This window comes from Cohnella sp. 56 (assembly GCF_037963805.1).
Lineage (GTDB): Bacteria > Bacillota > Bacilli > Paenibacillales > Paenibacillaceae > Cohnella.
The window spans coordinates 255,149-279,501 of sequence record NZ_JAZDQE010000008.1 but is presented as its reverse complement, the minus strand read 5'-3'; the positions used below and the strand labels follow the sequence as shown (position 1 = coordinate 279,501).

Here is a 24,353-nt window from a genome sequence, read left to right as displayed (position 1 = left end):
AATCTAAGTCATTCTAACATATCTCGGGGGTAAAAAACGACAAGACCCGCCCAGCCGCATCTCAAGCGGCGGAACGGGTGACGAAGGTGCGATCGTCGTAACTTCGTGCGTATTAAGGCTCCTGGGTCATGTCGATCGTGGCCGTCGTCGCGAGCGGCGGCCGCGGCCCCGCATCCGTCAAGCCGACTTCGGCGTCGTATGCGTCGAAGATCTTGCGCGCGATCGGCGCGGCGCCCCAGCCGCCGTAGCCGCCGTCCGGCACGACAACCGCGACCGCGAGCTTCGGCTTGTCCTGCGGCGCGAAGGCGATGAACACGGCGTTCTCGACGAACTTGCGCTTGCCGACGCCCTGCTGCTGCGACGTACCGGTCTTGCGGTAGAAATCGTAGCGCACATCGGCGAAGCCCTCTACCTTGACCTGGGCCATCCCCTTCTCGATCGTGTCCCAGTAGATGTCGGGCAGCTTGATCTCGTTGAGCACCTCGGGCTTCGTCTTCGTCACGACATTGCCGTCTGCGTCCGTCGTATGGTCGACGAGCAGCGGCTTCATCCGCTTGCCGTGGCTTGCCAGCGTCGCCGCGTACTGCGCCAGCTGCAGCGCCGTATATTTGCCCTGCTGACCGAACGACGCGTAGATCATCGCGGACTGAGGGCTGTCCCGCGTCGCGCTGACGAAGTAATCGACGATGCCCGGGGACTCTTTGGGCAGCCCGCTGCCCGTCTTCACGCCAAGTCCGAACTCCTTCATATGCTTGTCCCAGATGTCGACGCTTTTCTTGCCTTCGCGCTTGTACAGCGCGTCGCCCACCATCTTCGCCATGAACGCGTTGGACGACTTGGCGATCGCCCGCGTTGGCGTGAGCGAGCCGTTGGCAGCCCGGCTGGCGTTCTGCACCTCGGCCTGATCGTCTTTACCGAACTTAAAGTATCCCGGATCCGACCAGGTCGAATAAGGCGTGATCGTCTTCTCCATCAGTCCGGTCAGAATCGTCAGCGGCTTCTGCGTCGAGCCGAGCGGCACGAGCGACGTCGGATGCTGCGAGCGCTCCTTCGGGTCCTTGTACGGCGGGAACACCTCGCGGATCGCGCCGTTGCCCATCGCCGGCGTGATCTCGTCCAGCTCTTCCTTGCTGATGCCGCCCTGCCAGATGTTCGAGTCGTAATCCGGCATGCTCGCCATCGCTACGACCTTGCCCGTCGCCACCTCGATCGCCACCGCATAGCCCGTCGTCGGCTGCGCGTCCTTGAGCGTCTTGACCGTCGAGGCCCGCGTCGTCGCGATCTGATCGAGTATGGCTTGCTGCGCCGTGAGCTGCACATTGCGGTTGATCGTCAAGTACAGATTTTGTCCTTTGACCGGCTTCGTCAGCTTCATGTCGCCGACAATCCGGCTCATGCTGTCGATCTGGTACGACTTGTACCCGTTCAGACCGCGCAGCTCCTTCTGGTACATCAGCTCGATGCCGTCGTAGCCGACATCCTCCGTATCCAGATATTTAAGTGCGGGATCCGACTGATCCTCGTTAATTTTTTTGTAATAATCGAGATTCACCTTGGCGCCCTTCATCTTGGTCATATAACCGACGAGCTGGACGGCCACCTTGTCCGGGCTGTACTGGCGGATGCTCTCCTCCACGATCTCCACGTCCGGATATTCGTCGCGGTGCTCGCTGAGATAGGCGATCTCGGCCTTCGTCAGCCCCGACTTCAGACGGCGCTGCTGGAACGGCAGATGCGTCCGCCCCTTGATATCCATCGCCTTCACGATGTCGGCTGCCGTGAGCGGTTCGGCCGTTTTGTCGCCATATTGATCGAACAGCTTGACCAGCTTGGCTGCGAGCGCCTCGGCCGCTTCCTGCTTGAACCCGGTTTTCAGTGTAAAGTAGAGGGACTGGGTGGAGATCGAATATGCGATCGGCTGCCCCTTGGAATCATAAATGTTGCCGCGGATCGGCGGGATCGACACGCCCTTCGTAATGAGGCTCGTCTGGCGCTCCTTGAGACTCGGGCCTTCGACGAATTGGAGATACGCGAGCCGAACGATCAGCATGGAGAAAAGTACGAACGTCAGCAAAAAGAAAATGTTGAGCCTGAAGCTGAAATTGCGGCGGTTGCGGAAGTCCTTTTTCTTTTGCTCCTCTGTCTTGATCTGGGCGTTCATGTCGCGGCTTTCCCTCCTGGCTCGAACTCCCTATTATTCTAGCATAAATAGAGACGAGGAGCAGACTCGTAAAGTCGCAGCGCCGCCGATAAAAAAATCGCCCGGGTAGATCGACATTATGCACGCTTCAATAAAAAACACACCGGCATCCGCTCGAATCGAGCGGGTTGCCGGTGTTGTCATTCAGATCAGATCCGATTGCTTCAGCAGTCTCTGAATCAGCGTCGCCACTTCGGCGCGCGTGACGTTGGCTTTGGCTTCGAGCTTGCCGCCATTTCTGCCGCTGACGAGGCCGGCTTGGGCAGCCAGTGCGATGCTGTCTCTGGCCCAGTCGGCCGCAGCCGCTCCGTCCGCAAACTTGCCGAGCGTCGCCGCCGTGTCGGGCGTGCCCGTTTGCTGCGCCAGGCCCGTCAGCTTCATCGCCTTCGCGACGATCGCCATCGCCTGCTCGCGGGTAATCTTGGCGTTCGGACGGAACGTACCGTCCTCGAAGCCTGTGATCAACCCGTAGGTCGCCGCTGTCTGCACAGCGCTCGCATACCAGGCGCCGGACGCCACGTCGGCGAATGGATTCGTACCCTCGCCCAGCCTGAGGCCGAGCCCGCGCACGATGATCGCTGCGAATTCAGCGCGCGTGATATCGGCGTTCGGATTGAACGTCGTCTCGTTCACCCCGTTGATCACAAGGCGCGAGCCCATGTCGTTCACCGCGTCCTTCGCCCAATGCTGCGACACATCCGCGAAGGTCATCGGGTGCCAGACGACCGCATACGTGCTGTTCGTCAGGCTGTTGATCTGTGCATAGTACTTGCCGTCTATAACAGTGATTTTCGTCGGTACATGTCGCACCGTGCCGTCCGGATCCACCACGATGCCTGTCGTGATCCTGCTCGGATCGACGCCTTCCGGCAGCGCGACTGTCCGTTCCACGTAGGCATTGAACGTGGTGACCTCTACCGTCTTGCCGTTGTACGTTCCTGTGACCGTGAAGTCGATCGCAGGCGCGACGATGGACAATTTGCCGCCAGTCGCCGCATTCGCGACGATCCGGGCCATTGAGGACGGCGTCTCCGCAATCGTGACTCTGACCTTGATGTCCTCAAGCTTCACATTGCCGCCAAGCTTGCCGGACAAGGCGTCAATATTGATTTGTTCCGCCGGCAGTGTGTAGGTCGCTTTGTCCGTTTTCAGGACGAGCGTCGCCGACTGCTTTTCCATGTTTTTGATCATCTGGCCGTTCAGCTCGCCGACGATGACGTTCGAATCCGACTTGACCGGAATCGTGACGATCGCTCCGCTGCCTTCCGCATCCAGCTTCGCCTGCAGCTTGGCCGGATCAACGACGATATCCGTCGTCTTGATGCCGCCCGACTCCGTTGTCGTCGCTTTGCCCGCATTCTCCGCCTTGCCGTTGACGAGCACCTCGACCGCTTGTTCAGTCGACGACGCCGAAGCGTCGGAGGAACCGGAGCTTGGCGAAGGTGCGTTTATCGTAAAGGTGAGCGACTTCGCTTCGCCCGCCAACGCGGCTGCGGTGGCCGCAGTCCGGACCTTGACCGTATGCGCCCCGGACAGTTCCGGCGTATTCGTGCCGTTAAACTTCACGTACGCACCATCGTCGATCGCGAACTCCATGCTCGTGTCCAGCCCGTTGATCGTGTTGGCATCGTCGTTGGCCGTTACGGCCGGGTGGCCTGGACGGGCAGGGACATTCAGTGCCTGCGGTGCGCTATCCGTCTTCGTCGAGCCGTTGCCCGGCTTCACGATGCTGATCGTCGTGCCGAGCCAGCTTGCTTCAAGCGCCAGCTTGCCGTCCGCATCGGCTGTCTTGCTCACGCCGCCGATCGTGTATGCCGCATTCGGCGTCAGACCCGTCAGCTTCTCCGCCGTGTAGTCGATCGTCGCATTCGGCGTCGCTTCCTGCGTCGTCGGCGTCTCGCCGATCGTCACCGAGACGGCTGCCGAAGCGAACGCCGTCGACGTCGCTGCCACGCGCACTTCGTACGTGCCTGCTGCCAGACCCGCAACCTCCGTGCCCGTGATCGCGATCCACACACCGCTCGGGCTCAGACGATATTCCATCTCGTTCGTCACGCCCGTCAGTTTGCCATCCGTCGCGCCCGGATACGTCGCATCCGTCTTGCCGACGACCGTCGGCGCTGTCGTCCGCGCCGGCACGGCCAGCGATTGCGCAGCCGAATCCGTCTTCGTCGAACCGTTGCCACTCTTCACGATGCTCAGCGATGTGCCGAGCCAGCCGGACTCGAGCGACAGCTTGCCGTCCGCGTCGGCCGTCTTGCTCACGCCCCCGATCGTGTACGCCGCGTTCGGCGTCAGACCTGTCAGCTTCTCGGCCGTGTAGTCGATCGTCGCATTCGGCGTTGCCTCCTGCGTCGTCGGCGTCTCGCCAATTGTCACCGAGGCGGCTGCCGATGCAAATGCCGTCGACGTCGCTGCCACGCGCACTTCGTACGTGCCTGCTGTCAGACCCGCAGCCTCCGTGCCCGTGATCGCGGTCCATACGCCGCTCGGGCTCAGACGGTATTCCATCTCGTTCGTCACGCCCGTCAGCTTGCCGTCCGTCGCGCCCGGATACGTCGCTTCCGTCTTGCCAACGACCGTCGGCGTTGCCGGACGCGCCGGCACGGACAGCGACTGCGCAGCCGAATCCGTCTTCGTCGAGCCGTTGCCCGGCTTCACGATGCTCAGCGATGTGCCGAGCCAGCCGGACTCGAGCGACAGCTTGCCGTCCGCATCGGCTGTCTTGCTCACGCCGCCGATCGTGTACGCCGCGTTCGGCGTCAGACCCGTCAGCTTCTCCGCCGTGTAGTCAATCGTCGCATTCGGCGTCGCTTCCTGCGTCGTCGGCGTCTCGCCGATCGTCACCGAGGCGGCTGCCGAAGCGAACGCCGTCGACGTCGCTGCCACGCGCACTTCGTACGTGCCTGCTGCCAGACCCGCAGCCTCCGTGCCCGTGATCGCGGTCCATACGCCGCTCGGACTCAGACGGTATTCCATCTGTGTCGTCACGCCCGTCAGCTTGCCGTCCGTCGCGCCCGGATACGTCGCATCCGTCTTGCCGACGCTCGTCGGCGCTGCCGTCCGCGCCGGCACGGCCAGCGACTGCGCAGCCGAATCCGTCTTCGTCGAGCCGTTGCCATTCTTCACGATGCTCAGCGATGTGCCGAGCCAGCCGGACTCGAGCGACAGCTTGCCGTCCGCATCGGCTGTCTTGCTCACGCCGCCGATCGTGTACGCCGCGTTCGGCGTCAGACCCGTCAGCTTCTCGGCCGTGTAGTCGATCGTCGCATTCGGCGTCGCTTCCTGCGTCGTCGGCGTCTCGCCGATCGTCACCGAGGCGGCTGCCGAAGCGAACGCCGTCGACGTCGCTGCCACGCGCACTTCGTACGTGCCTGCTGTCAGACCCGCAGCCTCCGTGCCCGTGATCGCGATCCACACGCCGCTCGGGCTCAGACGATATTCCATCTGTGTCGTCACGCCCGTCAGCTTGCCGTCCGTCGCGCCCGGATACGTCGCATCCGTCTTGCCGACGCTCGTCGGCGCTGCCGTCCGCGCCGGCACGGCCAGCGATTGCGCAGCCGAATCCGTCTTCGTCGAACCGTTGCCACTCTTCACGATGCTCAGCGATGTGCCGAGCCAGCCGGACTCGAGCGACAGCTTGCCTTCCGCGTCGGCCGTCTTGCTCACGCCGCCGATCGTGTACGCCGCATTCGGCGTCAGACCCGTCAGCTTCTCCGCCGCATAGTCGATCGTCGCATTCGGCGTCGTTTCCGGCGTCGCACTCATCGACACCGTCACAACCAGCGTCAGATCCGCGCCCCCGCTCATATCGAGCGTGAAGGTGTGCGCGCCTTCGGACAAGCTCGCCAGATACGCTTTCTTAATGGTCAACTTGCCTGTGCCGTCGATCGTGTAGTTGCCGCTGCCGATGCTGGCACCGTTCAGCAGCACATCGTCCAGCGTATTGCCGTTCAGCGTCAGGTTCACTACGACGTCTTCGTAATGCCCGGCCGTTGTATCTGCCGTGTTCTTGTCAAACGTCTTGCTTGACGCATCCGCCGTGCTGTTCGGCACAAATTCAATGCAGCCGCCGTTAAGCCTGAAGTTGCCCGGCGCATACACACCCGTCAGCTTGATCGTAAGCTCCGGAGCGCCGGCATCATTGTCCGTATCGATGTACAGCGTCGTCACGCCTGCCGACTCCGATACTTCTACCGAGCGTGCCGCTACACTAGTACCGCTGCCGGCCGTCACAGTACCACCGGTGAAGTCGACGACCGGATGCGCATCGGTGTAGCCGATGATGACCGGATTGCCTTCCGTGCCCGTCATCGTGATGACATTCGCCGGCGTGCCGATCTGTCCGTTCACCGAGCCGTTGACGAATCCGACGACGTTCAGCCTGTCGCCGACGCCGAAGCCTTCGATCGTATCGATACCGTTGCCCGTCTGATTGTAAGCGATCGTCTCGGCGCCCGCGCCGAGCTTGATGGCGTCGTCGCCGGACGAAGTCCAGATATCGATCTCATTGCCGCTTAACGTATTGCCTTCGATCGTCGCCTTCGATCCCGCGACGGCCCCGCCTTCCAGAATCGCGGTACCGAAGCCGGAGATCGTATTGTTTTTGATGACCGGATCCTTGACGTTGGTGAATCCGATGCCGTCATTCGAATAGCCGCCGTCGTTGGAGGTGGAGCTGTTGTGCCACGCCGGTACGGACGGACCCGTGAGCGTATTGCCCTCGATGATGAAGCCGTCTCCGGCCTCATACATCAGAATACCTGTCGGTCCGTACAGTCCGAGATTCAGATAGGCGCCAGTCTCTCCCGGCTCCGGTATGACCAGACCGATGTCATAAATATGGTTGTCCTTCACAATTCCCGTCGTGCCCCGGCGATCTCCGTTCGAGCCGCCCATCGTGCTGCGGTCCGTCGATGCGATCTGGATGCCGTTGCCCGTGCTGTACAGCGTCTTCCCGTGACCTTGAATCTCGTTGTCGTGAATGTCGACCTCAAGCGTCGGGCCCCACGCCAGAATGCCGGTCTTGTGGAACCGGACGATCTGCGAATTTTGCACTGTTACCTTGTGCGGACCTGTGCCCGCCGCGCCTTCGAGAAGGATGCTCTCGTTGTGATTCGCGCCGGACGGCTGATCCTGCGGCACATAATCCCCGGGCAGCGGTGCGACGGGGCTGCCGCTGTAATCCGAGTAGGCGTCCCGCACGTCGACAACCTTCACATGGTCGATCGTCGCAGACGTGTCCCGAACCGCGATGCCGTTGAACGTATAGACGCTCTCATACCCATTGTGCGAAGAAATATAGCCTTGCTTGCGTCCGTCGATCGTCAAATCCTTGATGACGACCTCACCGGCCGAAGCCGTCTTGACGCCGATTACGGCATAGACGAGCTGGTTCTTCAGGTTTTTCCAGCTGCCGGCTGCCAGCGCGTCCGCGTCAGGCGATTCGATGATCGTCTGCGCGATGCCGGCACCCTGCAGCGTGATGTTCTTCGTTATCGTCAGCTGTTCCCGATGCGTACCGGCTTCGATCGCAACCGTATCGCCGTCGGCAGCCGCATCGATCGCCGCCTGGATCGTGGTATAATCGGTCGTCACGCCGCCATGCGCAAGATGTGCGATCGGCGCAGGCAGCGTCAATAATTCGAATGCGGCGTCGTCCGTCGTCACATTCGGGAGCTTGTGCTGGTATCCCGCAGCCTCAATCTTCCTGGCACCGGCGGGCAGCCACATATAGGCCAGGCCGTCGGCTTTTGCAGGCGCCCTGTAGGTGTATGCGCCGCTCGCCGTGCCGTTGACATCCGCACGGATCGTCGTCGCCGCGGCCGGATCTGTCGTGACCGTCAGCAGATAGACATCGTCGCCGCCGGACATGTTCCGGATGGACCGGGGGTTGCCCGTCCCCTCCATGACGATCGGCCCGACATTACCTGTCGCGATTCGAACATCCTTGGCAATGATAGAAGCTCTCTTGGCCGACATGCCCTGACCGCCGCGCACATAGATATCGCCCGCATCTTCCGAGATGTCGACCGCACTGCCGCTGCCGCCGCCGAAGGCGCGCAGACCGGCGCCGCCGACGCCGGAAGTCCCGTTGCCGCCCAGAGCGGTTACGGCCGCGCCGCCGTAGATTCCGATATGGCCTGTATCGGCGAACACACCGTGCGAGCCGTTGACTTGTCCGTCCCCGCCCGCAGCCGTTATCTTCGACGAATCGGAGACGGAGATATCGCCATACACGCGAACCGCCATCCCGCCGGACCCGCCCGTTGCTGTCCCGTTGCCGCCAGTCGCCGACACTTCCGCTTGCCCCGTGATCGTCAAGCTGCCGTGTGCCGAGAAAATGCCGTATTCGTTCGCCATGCCTCGGCCGCCAGCAGCCGTCACGTCACTGCCGTCGATATCGATATCGTTGGTGACATACATTCCGGCACCGGCCTCGATATACGATGCGCCCGTACCGCCGTCTCCGCCGAGCGTCGTCACGGATGTAGTCGGGCCAGCGATGGTAAGCGCGGGCGTAAATATACCGTCCCCGCCCCGCTGGGCCGCGCTGGCTCCGCCCTTGGCCGTAACTGAGCCGCCTTCGATGACCGTGCTGTTGTAAGCATTGATCCCTCTGCCGCCCTCGTAGTAATCGCCACGGTCGTTAACCGCCTGCGCCGCGCCTCCGTTGGCGGTCAGCATGCCGCCTTTTATCGTCAGCTTGCCGGCTTGTCCTTGCGAACCGAATTCCTCCAGATAGACGCCTGCGCCTCCGCGGCGGGTAACTCCCGAGCCCGCGGACAATGCGGTCCGGTCCCCGTCCGTCTGGCCGCCGCTGGCCGTCACGCTGCCGTTCTTGATCAGCAGGTTGCCCCAATCCAGCCAGATGCCGTTGCCGCCCGAAGCACCCGTGGAGTCGCCGCCGTAGGCCTCTACGGTCACGCCGCCGTCTACTGTCAGCCCGGCGACGGGGTTCGTGTTGCCGCTGGTTTTATCGGACTTCATATAAATGCCGTTCCCGCTGTCTGCGGCAGGATCGGCGGATGTCCGTCCTTTCGCAATCAGCGTCCCCGTCCCCTTAATCGTAAGCTGGTGGTTGGAACGGGAGAAGATGCCGTTGAAACCCTCTATTGTATTGCTGCCCGCGACCTCGAGCACGACGTCGCCAGGACTATTGTCCTTGACGAATCCGATGCCGTTGTAGCTGTCCCCGGCAGGCGCTTTGATATTGAAATTTTCAAGCTTCAAGGTAATCGGCTCGTCCACCAACACATACACCTTGTCGTAGGTTTTGCCCGCCTTGCCCTTCAACGTTACCGTCGAACCCGCCGGTGCTGTCACATGGACAAGCACAGGAGAAGCAGGAGAATCGTCCGTCGTGATCTCCAGCACGTCGCCGTCCGCCGCGAGCGTCGCATTCTGCCACGGTTGCGAGACGCCGTTGATCTTATAGGCGGGAGCTGCGGCACCGCCTGCACGGCTTATCGTCACGGCATAGTATAACGTTGCGCTGCCGCTGTCGATCTGAATGTATGCGATCGCCGAGCCGTCCTCCGGCAGGTTCAAAGATCGAACGCCGTTGCCGTCGTTGCCCGCATAAGTCGAATCGGCGTAGAACCAGACTCTCGCAGTACTATCGGCAGACACGATATCTGCCTTGTCAAGCTTCGTCACATTGTTCGCGGCGTTGATCGACCATGTGATCGGATCTCCGTATACTCCGCTGCCCCCTCCAGGCGCAGCATCCGTCTGTCCGAGGACGCTTGTCAGCGATGCATCGTTGCTCACCGGCCCCGGCACATACTCGTACGCACCGATATCGACAGCACTGCCGACCTTGCGCGCCTTGCCGGCCAGATCCAGGCTGCCGACGGACTTGCTGTCGTCGCCTTGGTCGATGGCTTCCGTCGCCACGCTTGCCAGGCGGAAGTCACCGCCTGCGGCGTCGATGAAGGGGGAGACCGTCGCCGCGTTATGACCGTCGTTCAGCGTCGCGCCTGCGTTGAAGAATATGTCGCCTAACGCTGTTACCTTGGTCCCTTTGGCCTCATTTGCAGTCCAAATATTATTGTACAGATTTATGACACTGCCGCCCATCGAGTTGACAACCCCAACAGGACCGAATGCGCTCCCGGAGCCATTGTTCACGACACGATTGCCATAGAACGTATTGTTGATGATATCGAGGTTATAGTCGAAAATGCCGCTGATCGCCGCCCCATAACTATCCATGGCGGTATTGCTGATGGCGATATTGTTGCTGAATAAAGAGTTGGTAACGTCGCCTTCAACATAGCTGTTAAATAACAGCGCCGACTGTAGGGGGCCGTTGCTGGCATCGTTGACCGTCGCTTCAAGCGTATTGTCGGCGAAGACGACCCGATCCAAGTGAACGCCGCCAGAGAAGGGATACTTCAATCCGAGCGACACGATGCTGCCTACGACTTTTGAAGTCATCGTATTGGACTCGAATTGAACATTCGAGAGATGTACCGAATCGTAATTCCCCGTCGTCAACGCCGATCCGAGCGTATCGTAAAGACCGTCGGCAGCCGACATGTCAAACCCGGTCAGCTTGATATCGGAGGCGCTGAATTCGCCGTTGCCCGTAGCGTAGATGCCCATGTGTCCATTGCCGTTGACCGTGATCGCGGGCTTGCCGTCGGCATCCTTCAATCCGGTCAGCGTAAAGCTGCTGTTCGAGGAAGAGCTGATCGTTGCAGCTTCCCTGCTGACATGATCCCATTCCGTCAGGTCGGACTGCAGCGTGATCGTCTGCCCCGCCAGCGCCGGGTCGAATACGACCTTGCCGTCCGCCGCTGCGCCGGCCTGCGCGATGGCCCAGCGCAGCGAGCCCGTGCCGCTGTCGTCGGTATTGACGACAGTGAAGGTAGCGCTCCCGCCTGCAGTACCGGCAACAGTAAAGTTATAATTCGAGTCCAAGCTATTGGCCGCAATAAAGCTGTTGTAATAATCCTGTACGACCGCCTTCTCCCAAGTGACTGCGATCTTGTGACCCGCAGGCAGATCGCCCGACGGATTAATTGTCAGCGTGTCCGTCCCCCAGCCGGCAATTTGAGAGCTGCCGTTGGCGATCGTCTCCAGCACCGTATTGCTCGTCAGGTCTGTGATGATGAAGTTGCCGGCGATTCCCTTGAGCACCTTGCCGCTGAACTTGAGCGACAGATCTGCTGCCAGGTCCACGTCAGTCGCATCGTCCGCCGGACTCGATGCCGCCCGGTCGAAGCTGACCGGTTGACCGGAGGTGACATAGATGCCGGCGTAAGCCATCCCGCTTTGCGGTTTAAATGTCGATAATGCGCCGCTGTCGAGATCCACCTTTTTGATAGCTGCCGAAGAACTTTTTATATCAAAGAAGTAAGCGATCCGATTCGCAAAATCAATCGATAGATCTCCAGGATTTGCAGCGACGCTCGATGCGATCGTCGTAAGTCCCGTACCATCCGGCTTGATTTTCTTCAACGCATCCTCGCTGCCCGAGCTGTCGCTATTTCCATCCGTAGATAAAAAGTAAATATAGCCGTCGGCTGGATTGAATACCAACCCGGAGTAGGCAGTGATTGCGCTTAATGTCGTTACGAGCCCGACGTTCTGAGTAGCCAGATCGACGCTCCTGATCGCATAATTCCCGGCGCCCCCGTCGAAAAAGTACGCTTTGCCCCCGCCGATATCCATCGCCAAGTCTCCGGGCAGCTTCGCTATGTTGCCGGCAATCAATATGTCGCCCGTACCATCCTGATTTATCCGTCTCAACGAATCTCCCGCCGATATAGTGCTTGAACTGCTGTCATTCGTCAAGTAGTAGAGATAACCGTGTGCCGAGTCAAAAAACAGTCCCGTATAAGAGGGGGCCTGCGCTAGCGGCGAAATAAAATCAGTTTTGGCTCCCGAGCCCAGATCGATACGACGAATTGATTTTTCGTTCGACTCGCCGGCGAAATAGTATGCTTGACCTCCCGCTATATCGATCGTCAGATCGCCGGGAATCTTCGCAATCTCGGTCGCAATCGTCGTCTCGTCCGAGCCGTCGGTGCCGATGCGCATCAGAGCGTCCGCACTCCCTGCGTTACTGCTGTTGCCGTCCGAAGTCAGGTAGTACAGATAACTGGAAGGTCCCTGGCTCCCGATGTCGCTCTGAGCGACCTCAATCTCCGACCAGCCTATGACCCGATCGTTGTCGTCGACCTTGACGACGTATAGATGCTGGCCGGCAACAGCCGGGATCTCGGTCGAGCCAGTCAATGACGCATAAGCCGAAGAAGCGTCGCCGTACAAAGGCCGCTGCCAACTGCCGGGCGCTCCGATCGTGTACTTGTAGCTTCCTGCAGGCAGCGCGCTCACCTTCACCGTGCCCGCAGTTGTGCCTGGCGTCAAGGAGAGGCCTTGCAGTTGCTCGGCTTTGTAGGCCAAAATGGTACCGTCATCACCGACGGCGATGAACTTGCCGGCTCCAAAAACGACTTTGTGAAGCTCTGCGTCGATGCCGGGCTCCTGAGCCTCTTGCACGTCGCCTACAAAATCATATTCTCCGCCCGACTCGGCGATCGTGAATCGCGCGAACGAACCGTCGGCACCAACTGCCAGATACTGTCCGTTGGCATAGGCCATGCTATTGAGCTTGGCGCCAACGTTTTTGTATGACTCCGAAGAGCCAGCAGAATTGTAAATTGATATCATATTCAAAGTGTCGTCCATAAAATCGGTGGCAAGCATCAGAATCTGATTGGTTTCCGCTAAATATGCCGTGTTATAAATATAACTTGCGGGCGAGCCCGCTATGCTCCATACCGATCCGTCAGTAGAACGGCTGATTCCAAAAATACTGCCCGCTTGGAAATATCCGCCGCCGAATACGACATCATAAAAAGAATTTTCCTCTTGCGGCGAGACATCGCTCCAAACCGCCGAGCCTGGGACGCTTGAATCCAGATCGGTCTTCGCGATCGAATAGATCAAGCCGCTATCCGTGCTGCTCTCATAACCGACGGCTACAAAGGCGCCGGCACCGTAAGCGACTGAAGTCAGCATGTCGACGCCGGCGATCGAACCGGCAGCCCAGCTCGTGCCATCCGTCGAATACAGAATCGTACCATCCTCGCCAACAGCGACGAAGGTTCCGTCTCCATAGGCAATGCCATTCAATTGAGCTGTCGTATTGGAGGGCTGCTTGATCCAGCTTTGACCGTTCGCAGAAGTGACGACTGCGCCCTGATCCCCCACCGCCACGAAGAGCTGCTTGTCTTCCGCATAGACCAGCCCCCGCAAATTGTCCGTAATCGCAGGATCGCTGACATTCACCCAATCTTGAGTTGCAACCGTTGCATGTGCAGATCTTCCCGGATTTGCCGCGGCAAGTATAATCGTAAAGATCAAAAAGAAATTAAGCAGGCGTAGAATTGATTTTTTTCGCATAGTGCACCCCTGAATAAAATTTATGCCGCTATTTCTTTTCAAACTGCATTTGAATTTATCTACAATAGTAGCAATCCGCACTTAAAAAACACTGAAAATTGCTTTAGCCGTATGTTGTGCAAGGAGACTGTCCGGACAATGTCCTCACTCCTTCCTTTCCCGCCCAGACCGATTGTATCTTAGCCTTTCAATTCGTCGCCGCTCAGAAAAAAAGCCTCCCCCCATCGACAGTTAATCGATAGAAGAAGACTCCCATTTTGTCATTCCTGATTTCGTACTATTCAATCCCCGACTTCAAATGCACAACGCTGCTATTGAAAACCTTGCCGTCCCATACGGCATAAGCCAGCGCCTGGCCCGAAGGGCTCCACACCGTCTGCGGATTGTCGACATCGACCGCGATGCGGGTGGATTTGCCTGTCAGCAGGTCGTACACGTATAATCCCTGGACGCTCGTTCCGTTGGCGGCGCCCTTCAGGCTGTATGCGATCAGCCGCTGATCGGGCGACCACGAGACGCCGCCGAGCTCCGTGCCTTCGGCGATCGCTTTGGGATTGGCGCCGTCGGCATCGACCAGCGTCAGCTTCTTGATCGAATCGGTGTACTGCACCACGAGCATCTGCTTGCCGTCGGGCGAGGGCAGCAGGTCGGATACGCGATCCAGGTTCAGACGGGTCTCCTGCTGCGTGGACGGGTCCAGCATGCGCAGCGTCTCGTCGGCGTTGGAAGTGTAATAGGTTTTGCCGTTCATCTGGCGGACGATGATCAGACCTTCCGCAGGCAGCCCTTTGACGGCTGCGATCTCTCCGTCCGGACTGGCCGTATAGGCCCCGCCGCTGTAGGCGGCGCCGATCACCTTGCCGTCGTCGGTCCAGTGTGCGCTGACGGCGCCGGCGGTCGGACCGCCCGTGATGGCGAACGACTTCATCGATTCCAGGTTCACCACATGATAGACGGGATCGCCCAGCGAGAACTCGCTGTAGAGCAGATTCCTTTTGTCGGAAGACAGCCGGCCTTCGCCCAAAAACACGTTTTTCTGTTCGATTAGCGGCTCGTATTGTTTGGTGCCGAGATGCAAGCGATACAGGCTTCGCGGATAGGTATCCGCCAGCTCCTCCAGGCTCATCTTGCCCAGCGCCTCGTTTGCCTTGACCGCGACTACGCTCCCTTCGTCGAGCCAGTCGGTAATCGCGACCTGCTCGTAGGGATCGATCGATTGTACGGATATATCGGGCTCGCCCGCCTCTTTGCCGGCATCGTCGATGACCGTTATCGTTTTTCCGGGTTCTTTGATGACTTGCCGATTGCCGGCCTCATTGTTGCTGCACGCAGCGAGCGCCAGGATCACCGTCGATACGAAGAGCGCATTTTTTAGTTGAGTTGTTTTCATTCCAATCCCTCCTTGCCACTCAATTTACCAACCGTTTGTTTATAAAGTACGAACGAATGTTGCGATTTTGTAAACAATAATATCGAAGTTGTTCATGATCGCTCAGCGTGCTCCTGCTTCCGTCCCGCATGCCGGATACGCGATTCTGAACAGCGTCCCCTCCGCATCCGAGCGCACCAGCTCGATGGAAGCGCCCTGCATTTCCGCATACCTTTTGGCCAGTGCGAGCCCCAGCCCGGCGCCGCCGTTTTCCCGCGACCGGTTTTTATCCACCGTGTAGAAGGGTTCAAATATTTTGTGAACGACCGCTTGCGGGATGCCGATGCCCGTATCGGCAATCTCGATGGCGACCCGGCCGTCGCGCTCGGCGCTGGTTACGCGTATACGCCCTTTGGTTTTGTTATATTTGATGGCGTTGTCCAGCAGATTTATCAGCACGATCGTCAAGCTGTCCTTGTCGGTTTCCGCGCAGGCTTCGGCCAGATCCGTCTCCAGAACGAGACCGAACTTGTCCAGCTTGCCCTGCAGACTGTTTAGAACCGCCCGGATCGTCTCGCGCACATCCACCTTTTCTTTATTGAATTCAAATTCGTACTTTTCCAGCGCGGACAGCTGCAGCACCTTTTCGACCATCTCGTATAGCCGCTGCGTTTCGCTTTCGATATTCGTCTTGGCCGTTTTCAGCAGCGCTTCGTCGTCCGGATACATATCCAGCAGATCGAGAAACGCTTTGATCGACGTCAGCGGCGTTTTGAATTCATGGGTGACATTGCCGATGAACTGCTTCTGCTGCTGATCCAGACGGGTGAGCTTGTCTACCGCCAGCTTCAGCTTTTCCCGCTCCTCGTCTTTGTCGCGGATCGTATGCTTGATTCGCTCGCTCATCGTACGGATGCCCTCGCTCAGCTCGCCGATCTCGTCCCGCCGCCTGAGACGAACCGTCTCGTAGCTGCCTTCCCGGATCCGGTGCACCGCCCGGTTCAGCCTGATGATGCCGCCGGAGAGCGAGTTGAAATAAAAATAAGCCAGCAGAAAGCTCAACATAAAAGTGCCGGCGCCGATATACACAAAAAGCTGCCGGATTTGCCGATAAAAAGCGCCATTGTCCGCCAGATCGTAATAAAACTGAACGACGCCCACCTGCTCGTCGCCGACGCTCAAAGGGGCCAGGTAATACAGCGATTGTCCTTCGACTAAATATGCCGTTTTATGCTTCAGCGCAAATGACAACGTTCGGCGGATGCCATCGGACAGGACGCCTGGCTTGTTTTTGTAGATCGCATCCCCTGCTCCGTCGTAGAGCTCGACCGTCTGTCCGCTCATCCACTCCAGCTGCTTGGCGAACGCTTTGCCCTTCGCCGCCAGGTACGTTCGAGGCACCTTGTTCGGCTCGGCCATCAGCGACTGCATCAGGTAAATGTTCGCCGTCGAAGCCTGCTGGGCCAGGTATTGCTCCACCTGCTCCCGCTGATTTTTTCGGATCCCCTGCAGCACGAGCAGGCTCATGATGACGACCGTCAGCAACAGCAGCACGGCCAGAAAAAGGCTCGTTTTAATTTTGATGCTCATTTTCAGCGCGTCCGCCCCCTGCGGCTTTGTAGCCGATGCCATGTACGGTCTGGATGACGTCGCCGTAATCCGGTCCCAGCTTTTTTCTCAGCCGCTGCACATGGATATCCACGGTTCGCGTGCCGCCCGCAAAATCCATCCCCCATACGTGATCCAATAGCTGCTCTCGCGTATAAACCAGCCCTGGGCGGGCGGCCAATTGCGCCAGCAGATCGAATTCCTTGGGCGTCAAGTCCAGCGATCTTCCGCCGGCCGCCGCCGTCCTCCTGCCGATATCCAGCGCGACGCCGCCCAGTTCGATTCCGGCTGCCTCTCCTTCGTCTGCGGCGGCCTGCATTCTCCGCAGCAGCGATCTGAGCCGCGCCAGCAGCTCCCGCATGTCGAACGGCTTGGTCATATAGTCGTCGGCGCCCAGCTCGAGCCCGAGTATTTTGTTGACGATATCCTCCTTGGCCGTCAGCATGATGACGCCGACCCGCCCTTTGTTCTGCAGCTTCTTGAGAATATCGTAGCCGTCCATGCCCGGCAGCATCACGTCCAGAATGATCGCTTCGGGGCGGAACAGACTCATTCGCGCTATCGCTTCGCCGCCGTCATGAACCGTCTCGACCTCATAGCCCTCCCTTTTCAGAGCGTAGGCTATAGCCTCGGCGATTTTCCGCTCGTCTTCGATTACCATCACCTTCTCGTGCATCGACCGCTTCCTCCTTCGCCATCCGCACAGCCGACGCCGAGCCCGGCTTAGATCAAAAACCGCATGCTGTCCGGCTCTTGCAAGAGAATGCCGTGCAGCATGCGGTTTATGAGTTGTTCTTACCCTGATGTGCGCTTATTGCTGTCCTTCCGTACCTGTCGTCGAGGAAGAATGCGGACCCGCATCCGTCAGCCCAACCGCCGCATCGTACGCGTCGAAAATCTTGCGCGCGATCGGCGCCGCGCCCCAGCCGCCGTAGCCGCCCTCGGGCACGACGACCGCGACCGCGAGCTTCGGATTGTCGGCCGGCGCATAGGCGATGAACACCGCGTTCTCGACGCGGCCGCCGCCGACGTCCTGCTCCGACGTACCGGTCTTGCGCCGGAAGGAATACTTGAAGTCGTCGAAGCCTTGCACCTTGACCTGTGACATCCCGGTCTCGACCGTTCTCCAGTAGCTCGTCGGAAATTCGATCTTGTTCAGCATCTCGGCTTCGTAGCTCTGCACGATGTTGCCGTCGGTGTCCTCGATGCGCTCGACGAACTGCGGCTTCAGCCGCGTGCCGCGGCTTGCGAGCGTCGTCGCATACTGCGCCAGCTGCAGCGCCGTGTAGCGGCCTTGCTGGCCGAACGACGAGTAGATCAGCGCGGACTGGGCGCTGCCCCGCTTGGCCTCGATGTAGTAGTTGACCGAGCCCTTGGACTCGCCGGGCAGACCGCTCTCCGTCTTGACGCCGAGCCCGAATTCCTTCATATACCTGTCCCAGACGTCCAATCCCTTGGAGCCGTCTCGCATGTACAGCGCGTTGCCCACCATGCCGGCCATGTAGGCGTTGGAGGAATGCGCGATCGCCGTCGCCGGCGTCAGCGTGCCGTTCGCGGCGCTGCCCGCGTTGCGCACCTTGGTCTCATGGCCTTTGCGACCGAACTGGAAGTAACCGGGATCGTACATTTGGGACCCGGTGTTGATCAAACCTTCGTTCAAGCCGAGCAGGATGGTGAGCGGCTTCTGCGTGGAGCCCAGGTTGACGAGCGACGAGGGATGCTTCTTGCGTTCCTTCTCGTCCGCGTACGGCGCCTGAACCTCGCGAATCGCGCCGTTGCTCAGGTAAAACTGGAACTGCTCGTAGTTTTTGGCGCTGATGCCGCCCTGCCAGACGTTCGGATCGTAGTCCGGCATGCTCGCCATGGCCACGATCTTGCCCGTCTTGACCTCCATCGCCACGGCGTATCCGGTCTTGGCGTTCGGCGCGCGTTCTTGCCGGTTCGCCGACGTGCGAATTTTTTGCAGATGCTCGGTGATCGCGTTCTGAGCGGCGAGCTGCACGTTTTTGTTGATCGTCAGATACAGATTGTCGCCCTTGACCGGCTTCGTCAGCTCCATCGGGCCGATGATCTGGCTCTGATTGTTGACCGGATACGTCTTGAGCCCGTTGCGTCCGCGCAGCTCCGACTGGTACATCAGCTCGAGCCCGTCGAAGCCGACGTCCTCCGAATCGAGATATTTGAGCGTCGGATCGTCCTGATCCTTGTTGATATTTTTGTAAAAGTCCAGCGACTTCGCGCCCGACAGCTGCTTCATGTAGCCAACGAGCTGCGCGGCGACGCGTTCCTTGCTATATTGACGGATGCTCTCTTCGACGATATCGATACCTTTGAACGCATCCCGGTGCTCGCTGAAGTAGGCGATCTCCTTTTCCGTCAGCCCCGACTTGATTCGTCGCTGCTGGAAGGGGTAGTGAACCCTGCCCCCGAAGTCCATATCCTCGTAAATCTCATCCGCCGTGAGCGGCTCAGCCTGGGGGTCTCCGTACTGCTTGAAGACGTCTGCGATTCGGGCTGCCAATGCGTGCCCCGCTTCCTTCTTGGTGCCGGGCTCCATCGTGAAGTACAGCGACTGCGTGGACGTGGAGTAAGCGATCGGAAACCCCGTCGAATCGTAAATATTGCCGCGAATCGGCGGAATCGAGACGTCTTTGGTCGCGAGCTGGTGCTCCTGCTCCTTGAGATTCGGTCCTTCGACGAACTGCAGGTACGCGAGCCGGATAATCAGAATCGAGAATAGTCCGAATACGGTGAAAAAAAAGAAATTCAGACGGATGCTGAAATGCCGGCGGTTGCGAAGCTCCCTCCGCACCGCCTCTTCCGTCAGCTTGTCACTCATGTGATGGGTCCTCCTGTTAATGAGAAGCTAAGCAGTTTTGCGCCAAAGCGCTTGGGTGCGCGATAGCGGCGGTTTGGGGCGCTAGCGCACCGCAGCCGGGCGCTTGGGCGCGCGATAGCGGAGTTTTTCCGCTAGCGCATCGGGGCCTGGCGCTTGGGTGTGCGATAGCGGAAGTTTGGGTCGCTATCGCATCGCGGCGAGGCGCTTGGGCGCGCGATAGCGGAAGTTTTTTCCGCTATCGCACCGCGGCGAGGCGCTTGGGCGCGCGATAGCGGAAGTTTTTTCCGCTATCGCATCGCGGCGTGGCGCTTGGGCGCGCGATAGCGGAAGCTTTTTCCGCTAGCGCACCGCGGCGAGGCGCTTGGGCGCGCGAAAGCGGAAGTTTTTTCCGCTATTGCACCGCGGCGAGGCGCTTGGGTGCGCGATAGCGGAAGTTTTTTCCGCTATTGCACCGCGGCGGGGCGCTTGGGTGCGCGATAGCGGAAGTTTGGGTCGCTATCGCATCGCGGCGAGGCGCTTGGGCGCGCAATAGCGGAAGTTTTTTCCGCTATCGCATCGCGGCGGGGCGCTTGGGCGCGCGATAGCGGAAGTTTTTTCCGCTAGCGCACCGCGGTGCGGCGCTTGAGCACACAATAGCGGAAGTTTTTTCCGCTAGCGCACCGCGGCGAGGCGCTTGGGCGCGCGATAGCGGAAGTTTTTTCCGCTATTGCACCGCAGCGGGGCGCTTGGGTGCGCGATAGCGGAAGTTTTTTCCGCTAGCGCGTCGCGTCGGGGCGCTTGGGCGCGCGATAGCGGAAGTTTTTTCCGCTATCGCACCGCGGTGCGGCGCTTGGGTGCGCGATAGCGGAAACTTTTTCCGCTATCGCACGCACCATGCTGGCAGCGGCCGCTATCCAAGCCGCATGCGGGCGCGCACCATGCCGGCTATGCCGAGCGCACATGCGTGTCGTCGAAGTGCGGCGGGTTGAACCAGTCGCCAGTCTTCGCCCAGGTCGAGTCCAGCGGGATCCAGTCGCCGCGATCCCCGATGAGCACCTCGTTCCACGCGTGCGGCCCGTAGCCGCCCCGCCCGTCGTACCCCTGCCCGGTCACGACGCGCACGTTCAGGCCGACCGACCGCGCCATCGCCGCGTACAGCCGCGCATAGTCGATGCAGACGCCTTCGCGCGTGCGGAACGTATCCTCGGGCGACTGCTCGCGCCACTCCCCGCGCTGCTCATAGGCTTCGGCCTTGCCGTCGTCGTAGGCGACGCGCGTGCCGACCCAGTCGTACAGCGCGCGCGCCTTCGCCTCGTCGCCGTCGGCCTTCGCCGTCACTTCCTTCGCCGCGCTCACGATGTCCGTAGGCAGCTCCGCGTCGATGATGTCGTACCGCTTCTGCCATAGTTTATCCATCTCGCCCTGCATCGAAGCGGCGAGCACGGGCAGCCGTTCGGTCAGCAGATTGCCCGCGGCAGGCTTGATGATCTGCGCGGCGGCTTCGCGGTACAGTCCCGACTGCTCGATGTATTGCGCGAACACGCTCTGCGGCGACAGCGCGCAATAGGCGAACAGGACGGCGGTGACCAATATCGCCCGCCCGCCGCCGAGCGCGGCGCCGATCAGTCCGCCGACCGTCCGGCTCACCGGGCCGCCGCCCGGCACAAGCACAAAAGGCGCGGCGCCCACGCGAATGAGCAGCGAGGAGACCGTGCCGAGCAGAGCGCGAATAAGCAGGTAGGCGATCAAAAACAGCACGGCAAAGCGCAGCAGCGGCAAATCCCGTACGCCGGAGTATGCGGTATAGGCAATCTGGCGCCAGGTCGAAGCGTCTGCCGCCGGCTGCGGCCAGCCGCGCCCGACGAGCCAGCGCTGCACTTCGGGCGACGCCGCGGAGGCGCACCAGGCGGCAGCCGCCATCGACAGCAGCGTCAGCAGCGCGCCCGACAGGAACAGGAACAGCTGCTTGGCGGAGCCTTTGGCGCCCCGCCTCATCCCTTGGAGCAGCGACACCGCCACGAGCGCGAGCAGCGCGATCGTGACGAGATTGCCGTCCAGCCAGCTCATTTGGATGCTTGGAGCGCCGTCGTCACGAAGTCGCGGACAGCGCCTTCCATTTTCCAGGTGCCCAGGGATACGCCTCTGAACTTCACGTCTACCTCGCCCGAATTCGGCGTGCCCGACAATTCGAGATTCGGAGATTTGACGAGATAGGTGCCGTCCGGGTTCAACGTATAGGTCGCCTTCCTGGCCTCATCGGCCATCGCCTTGGACGCTTCGTCCTTCACCGCGGCGGTCGCGGTCTCCACGACCTGGCCGCCGATCTCCTTCAGATCGTTGACCGTATAGCCGCCATAAACGACGACGCCTGCGATGATCGCGACCGCGAGCACCCACTTCAGCACCGTTTTGACGACATTCAATATAACGAACAACGCGACCACCGCGATCACGATCAGAATCCAGTGGTCGGTGACGAACTGTTTCCAGGCCTCGGGCTCGAAGCTCATGAGATCTCCTCCATTGCGAACAATCTGTATTCTATTATACTTTACAGATTTGCCTCGCGTAAAACCCCGGACTTAAGACCGGAATTTGAACGATTGCTCGCCGCGCTGGCGCTGGCGGGTCTCGACAGTGTTAAAGATCGATAGATGAATCCATCTGGCGGTCGCCTTGAGGATCAACGGGCCGGAGGCTAACAGCAGCGCCGCGCCTGCCGCCAGGCCGATCCAATATCCCGTTCCGACACGCGAAGACAGGAGCTCTTCGGTGACGACCCAGCGGTTCAGCAGGCCCGGCAAAAAGTAGATGGCGAAGCTGACCGGTGCATAGATCCAAGTCAGCAAGACGCTGCGCTGCATATAAAATTGAGCAAAAACGAGCGTCGTGACGACCAGTCCGCAAAGTGCGTAAGCGGCCAGCAGATACGCCACTCCCCCGATATGCGCGCCTTCCGTGAAATAAGAAGGCTTCCCGCGGCCGCCTGCAGCGACGCCCACAGCCATGAGCGCCAACACGCCGCCGACGCCTCGCCCCATGAACGCCCAGATGGCGAGAAATCTGGCAAGCAGCAGTTTCTCCCGCGGATACGGCAGGCCCAGCCACCATTCGAGCCGACGCTTGCTCGCCTCATACGACATCATGCTCATGACGATGACGGACGGAATGATGCAAGGTATGACGAGCAGCGCCCGCAGCGCGTTGAGCAATTCGAGAGGATCCCGCGCACCGAAGTAGCCGCCTATCCCCGCAAGCAGCAACAGAACCGCATACGCGATACGAGCCGGCTTGACCGAAGTCCAATACTTGAAGCGGGAGCGCTCTAGCGCGTATACGGCGGCGAACCCTGTGCCGATCTTGCCCTGTCCCACCGTCTGGGCGGCGCTTGTCCGTCTCGTCCAAAGACCCGCGAGGCTCCCGGGCTTGTGACGGGACAGGTCGCGAATGCCGTAATTCGCGACTAAAGCGGTGCAGAATCGGTACGTCAGGGCAGCGGCCACCACGCCTATAAAGGCATAGGCCGTGACGCGGCTCGGCGCCAAATATTCCGGTTGTATTGTCGTGAGGAGTCCAAACAGAATGAACGGCGATATGAAAATAAGCAACCATGGGACCAGCAGCCATCTTCTCCAGCCATAATACATGCCCAGCAAACTATAGCCCGCCGATACACCGAGCAGAACCAGCGCCGCGTACAGAAGACCATATGACAAAGCGATCGCTACGAGGCTGCCGCCTCCGATCATCACTCCGGCGTCGTCCTGGGATCCCCACCGAATGACGCCGCATCCCACGCAGGCGAGCCAGATGCCGCCGGCCACGACATACTGCATGCCGCACGCCGCGATGATCTTGGCTTTAACCAGCGATTGCCGGGATACCGGCAGGCAGATCCACCATTCCTTGAACCGGTACTCCCACACCGTCATCGCCAATCCGCCGCCCATATACAGCGCGATCAGGAAGACAAGCAGCGCGCCGAGCGCGAACACTGACTCTATGGAAAAAGCGTCGCCAAGAAAAATGATCGCGGCTGCGAGCAAGATGACAATGGAGACGCCCCAATAGGCAATTGATACGCCGTCCCGCGGCATAAAAGACCGATATCCGTGCCACTCCAGCCGAAGCAGCGTCCGCTCGGCCCGCTCGGCCCGTGTCGAATCCCGTGTGTCGCCACCCGCCGCCCTCATGCGAACACTTCCCGATAGCAGGACTCGACGGATCGGCCGCCTGCGCGCAACTCTTCGACATCGTGGCATCCAAGCATCCGTCCATTTCCGATCAGCACGATCCGGTCGAACAGATTCTCCATCTCTCTGATATCATGCGTCGCGATCAGAAATGTGCGCTCTCCGTCGGCCAGCTCGCCGACGACAGCCTGCGCGATCGACTCGCGCGACACCATGTCGACACCCGCGAACGGCTCGTCGAGGATGATGATCGGCGCCTGGCGCGACAGACAGGTCAGCAATTGGAGACGCGCCTCCTGCCCCCGCGACATCGCGCCGATCCGCTGGCCCCGGTCAACGCCCAGTCGCTCGATCAGCTCCTCCATGCGCGCTTCGCTCCAGTCCGGATACAAGCCTGCCGCCAGACGCAGCCATTCACCCGCTCCGAGATACGGAGGGAGCTGCCCCCGGTCGGGCAGGAACGACAGCACGCCTAGCCGCTCCGGTCCCACAGGTGCGCAGAACAGCTCCGCCTGTCCGCTGCTCGGCGGGACCATGCCGGTCAGAATGCGCATGAGCGATGACTTGCCAGCCCCGTTGGGACCGAGCAATCCGGCGAGGCTGCCGGCAGGAATCTCGAAGGAGACGCGGTCCAGAATCGTCTTCTTCTTGATATGCAGCGTCACTTCCCGGCAGCGAATGGCCGGCGCCTTGGCCGCATCGACAGCATTGGAAAAACGAAAATCCGAATTCCTTGGCTCAGTCATG

10 protein-coding genes are annotated in these 24,353 nt (G+C 60.2%); all 10 read right to left on the bottom strand.

Features of this window, described 5'->3' with window-relative positions; all coding sequences use genetic code 11:
* Positions 1-112: 112 nt before the first annotated feature.
* On the bottom strand, positions 113-2,161 hold the full coding sequence (locus VQ071_RS16175; RefSeq protein ID WP_340515130.1) for a peptidoglycan D,D-transpeptidase FtsI family protein: 2,049 nt from the start codon (positions 2,159-2,161) through the stop codon (positions 113-115).
* Between the two features lie 183 nt (positions 2,162-2,344).
* Entirely contained in the window at positions 2,345-13,504 is an 11,160-nt protein-coding gene (locus tag VQ071_RS16170) for an S-layer homology domain-containing protein (RefSeq protein WP_340515129.1), read from the bottom strand.
* 391 nt (positions 13,505-13,895) lie between these two features.
* Entirely contained in the window at positions 13,896-15,008 is a 1,113-nt protein-coding gene (locus tag VQ071_RS16165) for a TolB family protein (RefSeq protein WP_340515128.1), read from the bottom strand.
* A 102-nt stretch (positions 15,009-15,110) separates the two neighbouring features.
* Positions 15,111-16,577, bottom strand: coding sequence for a sensor histidine kinase (locus VQ071_RS16160; protein ID WP_340515126.1), 1,467 nt, complete (start codon positions 16,575-16,577; stop codon positions 15,111-15,113).
* Positions 16,561-17,271 carry a response regulator transcription factor gene (locus tag VQ071_RS16155; protein ID WP_340515124.1) on the bottom strand — a complete coding sequence of 237 codons (711 nt, stop codon included), beginning with the start codon at positions 17,269-17,271 and terminating at the stop codon, positions 16,561-16,563. The genes VQ071_RS16160 and VQ071_RS16155 overlap by 17 nt, the downstream gene beginning before the upstream one ends.
* A gap of 135 nt (positions 17,272-17,406) precedes the next feature.
* Positions 17,407-19,434: a peptidoglycan D,D-transpeptidase FtsI family protein gene (locus VQ071_RS16150; protein ID WP_340515123.1), complete on the bottom strand. Its 2,028-nt coding sequence runs from the start codon at positions 19,432-19,434 to the stop codon at positions 17,407-17,409.
* Positions 19,435-20,358: 924 nt separating this feature from the next.
* Positions 20,359-21,480 (bottom strand): transglutaminase domain-containing protein, encoded by a 1,122-nt coding sequence (locus VQ071_RS16145; RefSeq protein ID WP_340515122.1) that lies wholly within the window; start codon positions 21,478-21,480, stop codon positions 20,359-20,361.
* A complete protein-coding gene (locus VQ071_RS16140) occupies positions 21,477-21,923 on the bottom strand; it encodes a hypothetical protein (RefSeq protein WP_340515121.1) in 447 nt (148 codons plus the stop codon). The genes VQ071_RS16145 and VQ071_RS16140 overlap by 4 nt, the downstream gene beginning before the upstream one ends.
* A 72-nt stretch (positions 21,924-21,995) precedes the next feature.
* The gene (locus tag VQ071_RS16135; protein WP_340515120.1) at positions 21,996-23,606 is read right to left on the bottom strand and encodes a hypothetical protein; all 1,611 of its coding nucleotides are present in this window, start codon (positions 23,604-23,606) and stop codon (positions 21,996-21,998) included.
* Positions 23,603-24,352 (bottom strand): ABC transporter ATP-binding protein, encoded by a 750-nt coding sequence (locus VQ071_RS16130; protein ID WP_340515119.1) that lies wholly within the window; start codon positions 24,350-24,352, stop codon positions 23,603-23,605. Before VQ071_RS16130 ends, VQ071_RS16135 begins: the two co-directional genes overlap by 4 nt.
* Position 24,353: the final 1 nt, after the last annotated feature.